This is a genomic window from candidate division WOR-3 bacterium, assembly GCA_016934535.1.
Classification (GTDB): Bacteria; SDB-A; SDB-A; order SDB-A; family SDB-A; genus JAFGIG01.
The window spans coordinates 1-12133 of the sequence record JAFGSQ010000057.1 but is presented as its reverse complement, the minus strand read 5'-3'; the positions used below and the strand labels follow the sequence as shown (position 1 = coordinate 12133).

The window sequence follows — 12133 nt, the reverse complement described above, 5'->3', positions numbered from 1 at the left end:
TTTATCTCAGCAAAACAAACTTGCCGGTTGTATTCAACCCGTTTGCATTAAAAAAATAAAAATACGTCCCCGAAGACACCATACGTCCTCTTTCGTCCCTGCCGTCCCAATTAGCAGAATAAATCCCTTCTTCCAATACTTCATCAATTAATTCCGACACAATTCTTCCTGTTGCATCAAACACTGCCAATTTTACGTGTGTCACAAAAGGAACAGAAAATTTTATGAAAAATCTCCCCCCAGACGGATTGGGGTAAACATTTAAGATTGAAAAATCAGTTTCGGATATCCTTGGGCTCCGCGTCTGTTCACCGACACTTGTACCGGAATGCAATTTCAACGAAACGTCATCAAAAAAGTATCCTATGTCGTTTATAGTGCTGTCCGATCCGAACCTCCAGGCAAATTTCATATACCCCTGAACAGGGACAATTGCGTTTTGCATCGCCCAAACGTAATGACTTCCCGTATAAAATGAATCGCCGAAATTATAACCACCGAATCCACTTGAAACTCCGGTGTATCCTTCCTCAGGGAAAAGCGGAAACCAGGAACCTCCGCCGTCTGTTGAAAACTCAATTCTGCAGCCGTCATATTCATTCTGTATCCGATACAAATGCCAGAAACTCAATACCGAATTACTCGTGCAGAATATATCCTTCGAAATGACTCTCGAGTCATTGACGCCGTTTTCATAATAGCCAAGTGAATTCCCGCAATACATTGACTTTAAAGGCGAATGCCATTTCCTTGTAGTGACGTTCCATGCAGTCGATCCTGAATAAGCCCAATGCACCTCTGAATCGAAATTCTCTTCGAAAACGACGGATCCTACCGCGAGAGTAAAAGTGTCATAAAACACATTAGAGTCTGCCGCCTGTTGGCGTAATTCGAACTCGCAATAATGAGACATCGAGCAAGATGCTGAAACTGATATTTCGAAAGCATCGTCAAACCTCATAGTTGAATTTGGAGGGATAGTATTTACTATTTCAACAGAGTCGGCAAAAGAAAAAAAACTTTCGTTTCCGACTTTCCTGAGTTGCATCTGAATCTGATCTGCAGTTCCGCTTCCTGAATTTTCTATCGACACTGAAACATTAAAATCATTGCCCGGCATAATCACAGAAGGTCCGTAGCAATTCACTACTTTCAGGTTTTCCGAGTTCACTTCGAGAAAAAATGAAGTCGTCCAAATTCTTCCTGAATCATCGAAACATACAAAATCCAGCGGTATTTTATGGTCATCAAGCAATCCGTATGCTAATGTGAATCCGAGGGGATCGGTGGATATAATAGTGTCATAGGGATTGATATCCCCGAAAAACAATGTGTCTGCCATCAGAGCGATTCCAGAGTCGTCAGTCGCCAAAAACGCTTGGACTCCCGTGGCCTTCGAAATACCCCAATTTGCTGCTGCAACATACATTTCGTAGCTCATTCCTGGACTTAACTGCCCGTTTTCTTGTCCTCCACAGATTGTATCAATATACGCCATCACTACGTAGGGTTCGTTTAAAGAAATCTGCAGAGTCTCTCTATAGAATAAATGATCCGGAGTATAAACAGTGAACACTACCGGTGAATTGTCCGCAATAGAATAGGCAATGTTTGCAAATCCGTCTGTGCCGGTCTTCGCCTCAAACCAGATTTCAGAGCTTTGATGCCTCGAAAGGCAGCACGATGCGTTAACCAGAGGTTGTTTTCCGGAAAAAACCGAAACAATGAAATTGTAATTGCCTTGATTGAGTCTCGGAGAATGATTTACTGTCATAGCTGTAGGTTCACGGGAATATATCTGCGTCTGAGGGTCTCCGAAAAGATTTAGTTCCACCATCGACCAATGATCCATATCGGTCATGGGATTTGAGTTAATGCCGAATACTATTTTATCTTTTGCAATAGACAGCGCTCTACCGATATTTTTCAGATCCAGTCTGTAAACCGCATCGGCCGTCCATAGGCTTAACCAATCAGAACTGCCTAAACCGGGCGCTTGTCCCCAACCGTATCTCGAATTGAAAATCCCCGCGACCGCCCCACCGTTAGGTGAGTTGAACAAATGCTCGGCGAGACAGTCTTTCTGATCGAACCATCCTGCTTCGCAGGCTATGGAATGAACAACCCCGATTTTCATGCCGTTCGTCAGTGCGTCCGCCATTAATTTCGTCATCATATCGTTTGGGCTGTTGTGCCAGTATGTTCCGTTTTCGTTGCCGTGAGAAGCGATATGACACCAGCCGTAACCTCTGCTCAGAGAATCGCTGAAACCGTTGGGATGAAAATAAAAGGATTCGTACATTTTAGTGTGAGACCAATTCGGGGGGAGACAGTTATCGGCTATCGAATCACACAAAATACTACCGTAATGATTATAGCTGGGCCAAAGCAAACCGCCTCCTTGAAGAGACTTTTCCAGAAAACCATGTGGCGGATACATCTCGTATGTTAAAACTTTATCAATATACTTCAACACTTGGTAAGGTTCGGTTACAGGAAATCTGCCCACATAGACATCACTGAACCAGTCGCACCCGTCGACGGAAAGTTCTCCGTAAAGAAGGTTTCCATTGGCATCCCAGTCCGATGAATAAGGGACAACATCAGAAAAATACATATCGCACGAAGCGTTTTCGGAGTAACTTGTTCCGACTTTGACCGGGACCATTCTCGCACCGAGATTCTCATAATCACCTGCGAGAACAAGATAAATAAGTCCATGATTTCTGTGGTAATCTTTTACAAATTCCCTCATTTTTTCAAGGTCGTCCCTTCCCGGATAAGTAGAGGTAATCCACTCTTTCGTGAACAAACCTGCTCTTACGCCTTTTTCCGTTTTCCATCTCAAAAGTTCTTCGAAATACGGGGATAGGTATTCAGGAGCTATTATCACGTATTCGTAATATCCGTTTACTGAAAATTTTTCCTGGGGTGAATTTGTTCGAACATCTTCAGGATTTGCCACGAGAGACTTGACGTCTTCTCCGAAAATACGTATTTGCTCTGCAGCCAAAAATACGGCTTCACTTGTTCCTTCGTTATATTTTACTGTCACTTTTGCCGAGGCGAGAAGCTGAAGATCTCCGGTGACGGGATTGTATCTGAAAGGGCAAAAACACACGCATCCCAGCATAAATCCTGATTTATTTCCAGTAAAAAAGTTTTCGAGAATTGTTTCCGGGTAATATTTGTCCGCGGAATAGATACTTGTGTCCTCGCTCTGAAAATCATCGGCAAAACCGTAAGGACATGGATTTTGCGCAGGGAAAATCCTGTGCGTGCCCAGCGGGATCCATTCCTCATCCGTTATTTTTACCTGGGTAAGTTCAGAAGCAGCTGGAATACTGTACATGACCTTTACAGTCGGAAGAGACGGAACACCGCCTGTTCTCATAATTCTGCCCCCAACTATGCTGACAAGGCTGTAAATTCCTTCTTTTTCAACGGAGACATCATCGTATGAATGCATTAAAAAGTACGAACTCTCGCCCGCATGAATTTTCGCGCCAAATAAAAGTACGCAAAAAGATAATACGCAGATTTTTGTTGAACTCATCTATAATGCTGACTTCCCGGGATATTTTATCAAAAAATCCTCGGATTTCATACAGATAATCTCATTGACAAGTATTGCCCTTGAAATATATCCTTTTCCGTGTATTTTGCTAATTCCTGGAGGATATATGGAAATTTCGGTTGAAAAAAAAATCAGCGAAGAAAGAAAAAAAAACATCGGAGCCGAAAATTGGCCCATATGGTCATGCCCGGCTGAAACATTTGACTGGGAATACGATGAAAACGAGACCTGCATTATACTCGAAGGAAAAGTCAGAATCAAACACGGAGAAAACAAAGAAACTGTGTTTGAAGCCGGTGACCTGGTCTTTTTCCCCAAAGGCTTGAAATGCACATGGATAGTCGAAAAACCCGTGAGAAAACTCTACAAATTCGGATGATATGAGTTTCGACAGAATGATAAGCGCTCTTGGCGACTACTGGTCTTCAAAGGGATGCTACATTGCTCACCCATACTCGGGCGAAGTCGGCGCGGGCACTTTCAATCCTTTCACGTTTCTTTTTTCCCTCGGGAAAAAACCTGTCAGGATAGCATACGTCGAAATTTCAAAAAGACCGAAAGACGGCAGATACAACGACAATCCTTTGAGGTTCCAGCAGTTCACTCAATTTCAGGTCTTGTTAAAACCCTCGCCGTCCGACGTCAGACATCTGTATATTGAAAGCCTGGATAAAATAGGAATAAGGGCAGAGGACCACGACATCAGATTCGTTGAAGACGATTGGGAATCCCCCACTTTAGGCGCTTCGGGCCTGGGGTGGGAAGTGTGGATCGACGGGATGGAAATCAGTCAATTCACTTATTTTCAGCAAATGGGAGGCATTGAGCTGGAAATTGTTTCCGCTGAGATGACTTACGGATTGGAAAGAATTTCTCTTTTTCTGCAAGACAAGGGCCGTGTCCAGGACATAGCCCTTTCTCAAAATCTCAGGTGGAACGATGTATACGGAAGATCAGAAACCGAATGGTGCAAATTTAATTTCGAAAAAGCCGACATAAAACTCTGCTCCGAGATTTTCGAGAAATATGAAAAAGAATCCGCCAGGCTTATAACGGAAAACCTCGTTTTTCCGGCTTATGACTATGTCATAAAATGCTCTCATCTTTTCAACATTCTCGATGCAAGAGGAGCGATAAGCCCTGACGAAAGAGCCGCATACATAGCAAGAATAAGAAAACTTTCGAGAAGCGCGGCAAAAAAATTCGTCGAAACCGAAAATCAATATGAATAAAAACCTTCTTCTTGAATTGTATTGCGAAGACATTCCTTCTTCTTATCTTTTACCGGCTACTTTGGAACTCAAAGAAAAAATTTCCGAGTTTTTAAGAACATCAAATCTTGCGAATGAAGAAGTCTGCTTTTTTTTCACACCGAGAAGAATAGCACTTACCGTGAAAAATCTTGCCACAAAACAACCGGATTCGGAAATTTTCGTTGTTGGACCTTCTTTGAAAATCGCTTTTGAAAACAAAAATGACGGAACTTCCTCTGAAAACCTCCTCTGTTCGGGAACAACGACAAAAGCTCTTGAAGGTTTTTTAAAGAAAAACAGCGCTTCAAAAAACGATCTTTTTGTTCAAAAAACCGACAGGGGCGAATTCGTTTGCATAAAAAAATTTCTCAAAGGCAAAAAAATTCAAGAACTTGTATCCTCGTGGCTTCCGGGCGCGTTAACGTCGTTGAAATTTCCAAAAACGATGAGATGGGAACTGTCGGAATTCCGCTTTCCCAGACCTTTGAGAAACATCGTCCTTACATACGGAGATGAAATCATTCCTCTTGAGATAGCCGGGGTAAAATCAACTTCAAAAACAAGGTCGTCGCGTTTGACTGAAAAATCGGAATTTGATGTGACTGCTGAAAATTACAGGGAAGAACTGAGAAAAAACAAAATAATCGCCGATCATTCAGAAAGAAAAACGCTTCTTTCTTCTCTACTGGAAAACAAATGTACTGATTTGAACGGAACTCTGATTCGCGATGAGGATTTACTCGACGAAGTCTCGAATTTAGTCGAATATCCTGTTCTGGTGACCGGCAGACTTCCCGAGGAATACATGAATCTGCCCTCTGAAATAATAACAACCGCGCTGAAAAGCCATCAGAGAGATTTTTCAGTCGCCGGAAAAGACGGCCGGCTCCTGCCATATTTTATATACGTCGCCGACGGAATATCCGCAAGGGCTGCTGAAAACGCTGTGAGAGGCAACGAAACAATAGTCGGCTCAAGGCTCGAGGACGCGTTTTTTTTCTTTCTTGAAGACACTAAAATTTCTCTTGAAAACTTTATGGACAAGCTCGGCGAGATGACATACATGAAGGGTATAGGATCTCTCAAACAAAAAACCGAGCGTTTGACGGAACTCGTTTCTATTGTTAAAAAATTCTGTCCTGATGAAACCGACCCTTTGACACTTGAAAGAGCTTCCCTTCTCTGCAAATGCGACATGGCGACTTCAATGATAAGAGACGGCAAGGAATTCACTTCACTTCAAGGCGTCATAGGAAGCTATTACTCTTTGAAATCAGGTGAATCTGACAAGACTGCAGCCGTTATAAGGGATCATTATCTCGAAACAGCATCAAAAAACCCATCGACCTACTCCGACGAAACCGTTGTGCTCGGAATCACAGACAAAATGGACCATCTTTGCGGATTCATTTCAAAGCTCGGCACTCCCAGCGGGTCTGCCGATCCATACGCGCTCAGGAAAGCGGCAAACCTTATAATTCAATTCCTTCTCGAAAAGAAGTGGCACGCGGATTTCGATTCGTGGATCAAAAAAAATCTCGACTTGTATCATGAGGAGGGACTCCTTTGCGAAGTTGTACTGGAAAAAGCTTTTGACGACATAAATGAGTACCTTTTAGATAGAACTTCGAGGGCATTAAAAGACAGAGGAATCAGATATGACGTGGCGGAAGCCGCTTTATCAGTGTCTTCGAACGACTGTCTCAAAGCTTTTGAAATTGCCTTCGCTCTGTCTAAGTACAGAGAACAGGAAAATTTCATAGACCTTGTAATAGTATCAAAAAGAACGGAAAGAATACTCGAAGATTTCGAATTTGAAAACGAACCGGCAGAATCGCTTTTTGAACTCAATCATGAAAAAAACCTGTATTCTTCTTTAAACGGAATAAGACCTGTAGTAGAGAAACTGCTTTCAAGTGAAGATTATTCTGGCGCCATGGACGAGCTTTTGAAATTGAAAAAACCAATCGACAGCTTTTTCGACAACGTCATGGTCAACGTCGAAAACAAAAAACTGACAGAAAACAGAAAAGCACTTCTTTACTCAGTTTCCCGGCTTTTCAGAAAGCTGGCCGATTTTGGAAAGATAGTAATAGAAGGTACTGAAAAAAATCAATCTTCATGACCTGTCTCTTTTGAGCCTGTTTTTGATCGCATTATTTATCGTGTCCTGATTCGCTTCATGAGGCATCGTTATACAGCCTTTCCCGAAGCTTTCCCTGTTCCATACGCGTGAAGTCTCTATCGCATTCTTGTTTAAAGCCCAGCACCTCCTCGCGACTCCGCACATAACATCCCAGCTCATTGCCGAAATGATAATTCCGTCTTTTTCCGGGGATCCGTCGAGAACCAGTCCGAAACCACCGTTGCTCGCCCTGCCTATACCGACCCCGCCGCCGTTTGAAAGGACGGCAAGCGTCATGCCCCTCGCGGCATTGCCCGCGAAGCACTGCACCGACATTTCTGCGGAATACCGGCTTCCGTCGTATATGTTGGCCGTCTCCCTGAAAGGAGAATCAGTGCCGGAAACGTCGTGATGATCCCTGCCGAGCATGACGGGACCGATTTCTTTATCTCTCACCATTTTGTTGAATTTCAGGGCTATTTGCATTCTTCCTTTTTCATCGGCGTAAAGTATTCTGGCCTTACTGCCCACAACGAGGTTGTTTTTGGACGCGTCTTTAATCCACACATAGTTGTCTCTGTGAAGCGAGCTCAATTCAGGATCCAGACACGCCATCGCGGCTTTGTCTGTTTTTTCAAGATCTGCCGTTTTTCCGGAAAGACAAATCCATCTGAAAGGTCCGAATCCTTTGTCAAAGCAAACGGGTCCCATTATGTCCTCGACATAGGAAGGCCATATAAAACCGTCGTTTGTGTCTCGCCCGTTTTTAGAGATATCCTTTTGGCCGGCCTCAAATACTGACGCCATAAAACTGTTCCCGTAGTCCCAAAAATGCGCGCCTTTTTCCGTCAGTTTTTTCAGCACGGTAAAATGCCTTTTCAGGGATTCGTCCACTTTTATTCTGAACTCCGCCGGATTCTCCGCGAGGAGCTTTCTGCCCTCTTCGAAAGTAAGCCCGGCTGGCGTATAGCCTCCTTCGTATACGGCGTGGCACGAAGTCTGATCCGAGATAAGTTCAATCCCGGTTTTATTCGATTCGCAGTATTCAAGAAGGTCAACTATGTTTCCGTGATAACCTATCGACACAGGCTTTTTGGATTTTCTGTATTTCTCGACCGTGGAGAATATTTCGTCGAGGTCATCGGACACGACTTTTACCCACCCTTGGGAATGTCTCGTCTCAATTCTCGATAGGTCCACTTCCGCTATCACTCCTATACCTCCTGCTATCTCTACGGCTTTGGCCTGGGCTCCGCTCATTCCTCCAAGACCTGAAGAAACAAAGAGAATTCCCGCCAAATCTTTATCTTCCGGTAAATCGAGATATTTTCTGCCGGCGTTTAGCAAAGTTATGTAAGTCCCGTGAACTATTCCCTGCGGACCTATGTACATCCATCCTCCCGCTGTCATCTGTCCGTAATTCGAAACTCCGAGCGCCGCCGCTCTGTTGAAAATATCAGAATTGTCCCATTGACCGACAAGAAGTCCGTTTGTCGATATAACTCTCGGGGCGTTTTTTTTAGAAGGGAAAAGCCCGAGGGGGTGACCGGACATAACTACGAGCGTCTGGTCGTCGCTCATGACTCCTAGGTATTTTTTTATTAGATGATACTGCATCCAGTTCTGGCAAACCTGACCTGTTTCTCCGTAGGTAACCAGTTCGTAAGGATAGAGGGCGACTTCGAAATCCAGATTGTTGTCTATGTTTACTTGAAGAGCCCTGGCGTCCAAAATACCCTCGTATTCTTCCACGGGTCGCGCTTTAATGTTGCCTTCCGGCCGGAACCTGTAAGCGTATATTCTTCCTTTAGTCATCAGTTCATCGAGAAATTCAGGTGCAAGCTTTTCGTGAAATTTCTCGGGTACGTACCTGAGAGCATTTTTAAGAGCATTCGCGATTTCTTCGTCTCTCAGAGGCATTTCTCTTTTCGGAGCTCTTCTTATGTTCTTTTCAAATTTTTTTTCGTCAGGTATTTCATCAAAAATACAGATTTTTCCAGGATTTCCAGATATATCACCGGGCATTCAAACCTCCGTTTTGCGGCAACAATTTACATGTGCCCAATAAGTTCAGACAATAAAACGCTCAGTTCCTCTATTTTATAAGGCTTTAAAATTCTGCCGCTGAAACCGAATTTTGAAAACTCCGACAGCACGGGATCGTCTGAATAACCGCTCGAAACTATTCCGACGGCTTTCTCGTCGCAGTCTTTTATCAGTTTCATGGCTCTTTTCCCGCCCATCTCTCCGGGAACCGTCAAGTCGAGTATCACCGCGTCGTATCCGCCGCCTTCTTTCATTCTTTTTTCGTACATTTCTACAGCCTGAGTCCCGCTGGATGTGACGTCGCACTCGTAACCCAGATACGAAAGCATATCATGCGTATTTTCCCGGATCATGTTCTCGTCGTCCATGACAAGAATTTTACCTTTCCCGTAAATCAGCTTCTCGGTTTTTTTCTCCTGTTTTTCATCAAGGTGTGTGGCAGGAAGATACAAGTTAAACACCGACCCCTTGCCGATTTCCGAATAGACCGTTATGTGTCCTCCGTGATTTTTGACAATGGTGTAGCAAATGGAAAGCCCCAGTCCACTGCCTTTTATCTTGGTCGAATAGAAAGGATCGAATATTTTTTTCAGATTCTCGGGCGGGATACCGTTCCCTTCGTCCTTAACCGATATTTTTACGTAGGTGCCGTCTTTGAGAGGGAGAGTAGATATTCCGCCGACCTTGAAATTTTCGGCTTCAATTGTTATGGTTCCCCCGACAGGCATCGAGTGATCCGCGTTTATAACAATATTATTGATGACCTGGCTCAATTGACCCGGATCGGCTTCGACGTTGGAAAGATTTTCCGAGAAACGGAACTCGCACTTCGATTTCGACCCCGTCAGGGCGAAATTGGCTGTTTCCTTCAGAAGGTCTTTCAACGACACTACATTTTTTACAGGGGCTCCTCCTTTGGAAAACACGAGCAATTGAGTCGTCAGGTCTTTTGCTCTGTCTATGGCTTTCTCTGCTTTGTCGAGATATTTTATCTTGTCTTTTTCAAGAGGCAGTATTTTTGCTAGCGAAATATTCGCCAGAATTCCGGCGAGCATATTATTGAAATCATGAGCTATTCCTCCGGCGAGAAGTCCTACCGTTTCGAGTTTGTCAACTTTAAAAAGCTCCTGTTCGATTTTGAATTTTTCAGTGATGTCCCTGAATACGAGCACTACTCCTATAATCTTCCCCGACTTGTCCTTGATGGGAGCGGCGCTGTCGGCAAGAAGACGTTCCATGCCGTTTTTGGATACGAGTGTGGCTCCTTCCGTCATGCTCGTGATTTCACCGATTTGTATAGCTTTATTAACCGGATTTTCCAATGGTTTTCCCGTGTCTTTCTCAATAATTCTGAAAACTTCGTCGACTGATTTTCCGACGGCTTCTTCTTCAGTCCAGCCGGTCATTTTTTCGGCCACTGTGTTTATCAGAATGACATCGCCTTTCATATCAGTGACAATTACTCCGTCTCCAATCGATTTCAAGGTCACCGACAACCTCTCTTTTTCAGAAGCGAGGTTTTCCTCCGTTTCCTTGATCGCGGAAATATCCATCACCATGCCAGTCAATGTATTTTCTCCGTAGTAAATGTTGAGCAAGGCTCTTTTTGTTCTGTCTTTGGGGGTTTTCAGGTCTATTTCGTAATTCTCAAGTTTTTTGACTTTCCGGATTTCATCAATGAGTGTTTTTCTGTGCTCGGGAAAAGCGTAAAAAGACGGGACTCTTTCATTTATCAATGCCTGAGAATTTTCACAATCCAGTATCCTGGCCATCGCATCGTTGGCAAAAATAAAATTGCCTTCCACGTCAGTGATGAAAACTCCGACGAGGGAATTGTCGACGATTTCCCTGTATTTTCTTTCAGAATCTTCGAGCAGTTTCTTCGTTTTTTCTTTTTCGCTGGTTTCATACGCCAGAGAAACTATATCGGACACCGAGGCCGCAAAATTCTCGTCATCGTCCGTCCATTCCACAAAATGTCCTGTACTTTCAAAACAAAGAACACCGATTACGGCTCCTTTTGACCTTATTGGAGCATCAAGCAATGAATAAATATCCATCGCCCTGCAGTAGCTTTCTGAGAATTCGGACGATATTGGGTCTGAATAAACGTCGTCGACAGACACGATTCTGTTTATTTCAATAGAATTGAAATAAAGCGGACATTCGTCGGTTTTGATTACGGTTCCCTTTTCAAACCTGTTCGTTATTCTGTTGAACATAAGATGGCAGACAAGTTCTGACTGATCCTGGTTGTAAAACCACATACTCGAAAAAGTAACTTTCAGCGCCTGGGCGGTTTTTTCGAGCAGCAAGGCGTAATATTCTTCGAGATCATCATTTTCGGCTCTGATCAACTCAAACAACGCATCCTGATATTTCTTGGCCCTGTCGTTTTTATCTTTTCTTCTGTCTTCCTCGAATTTCTTTGCGGTTATGTCTTCGGTCATTATCACGACCCTCTCTACATTTCCGTCTTTTCCTTGTATCGAATAAAAGTAATGCGAGATCCATATCGCATCTCCTATTCTCGGTCTTTGAACGTGAAGCTGGGGGATATAAAGAGACCCGCCGATTTTGTAAATGCCTTCGACTTCAACAAGCCACTCTTTCATGTACGAATCCTTGTCGTCGGTCTTGAATTCCTTCCTGTCTTTTTTATCATCTTCGATGTCTTCGTCGGACATGCCCCACAGTCTTTTCCATTTATCGTTATAATACAGCAACGTCCCTTTGCTGTTTCTGACAGAAATACCAATCGGCGAATTTTTTATTATCGCGTTGGTCATGTCGCCGGTAATCAGTTTTTCTATATTTGAGGCTTTTATGGAGTCAAGCATCCTGTTAAGGTCCGCTCCGAGTTTTGATATCTCGTCGTCGCCTTTGAATTCGAGCCTTTTGTTTTCGTCTGTATTTTCAATCAGTTCGTCGGCAAATTGCGATAGGATTGAAATCTTGTTCAGAACGAGTCTGTCCACCGTCCATATCGTCAAAAGCGCAAACACAATGCAAATCGCTATGATGAAATAAGGATTAAAAAACAAAAAATCAGTGATAAAAATCAAAAGAGCCAGCAACAGTGCTATTGCCGCAATAATCAAATGCGTTCTGGTTCTTAAAGACAAAGTCCTT

6 protein-coding genes are annotated in these 12133 nt (G+C 43.5%); 3 read left to right on the top strand and 3 right to left on the bottom strand.

Annotated features, from left to right (window positions below):
- Window position 1: 1 nt before the first annotated feature.
- The gene (locus JXL83_08630) at window positions 2–3469 is read right to left on the bottom strand and encodes a T9SS type A sorting domain-containing protein (protein MBN2364182.1); all 3468 of its coding nucleotides are present in this window, start codon (window positions 3467–3469) and stop codon (window positions 2–4) included.
- Window positions 3470–3683: 214 nt separating this feature from the next.
- On the opposite strand from JXL83_08630, the gene JXL83_08625 reads away from it, so the two are divergent.
- From JXL83_08625 to JXL83_08615, 3 genes are read left to right on the top strand one after another with little or no spacing between them, the layout of a single operon-like run.
- Window positions 3684–3956: a cupin domain-containing protein gene (locus tag JXL83_08625; protein ID MBN2364181.1), complete on the top strand. Its 273-nt coding sequence runs from the start codon at window positions 3684–3686 to the stop codon at window positions 3954–3956.
- 1 nt (window position 3957) lies between these two features.
- Window positions 3958–4809 (top strand): glycine--tRNA ligase subunit alpha, encoded by an 852-nt coding sequence (locus JXL83_08620; protein MBN2364180.1) that lies wholly within the window; start codon window positions 3958–3960, stop codon window positions 4807–4809.
- Complete coding sequence (locus JXL83_08615) at window positions 4802–6955, top strand: glycine--tRNA ligase subunit beta (protein MBN2364179.1); 2154 nt, start codon at window positions 4802–4804, stop codon at window positions 6953–6955. The genes JXL83_08620 and JXL83_08615 overlap by 8 nt, the downstream gene beginning before the upstream one ends.
- Here JXL83_08615 and JXL83_08610 read toward each other — a convergent pair.
- Window positions 6950–8980 (bottom strand): urocanate hydratase, encoded by a 2031-nt coding sequence (locus tag JXL83_08610; protein ID MBN2364178.1) that lies wholly within the window; start codon window positions 8978–8980, stop codon window positions 6950–6952. The genes JXL83_08615 and JXL83_08610 overlap by 6 nt on opposite strands.
- Window positions 8981–9006: 26 nt before the next feature.
- On the bottom strand, window positions 9007–12133 hold a 3127-nt coding region (locus JXL83_08605; GenBank protein ID MBN2364177.1), incomplete at its 5' end, for a PAS domain S-box protein.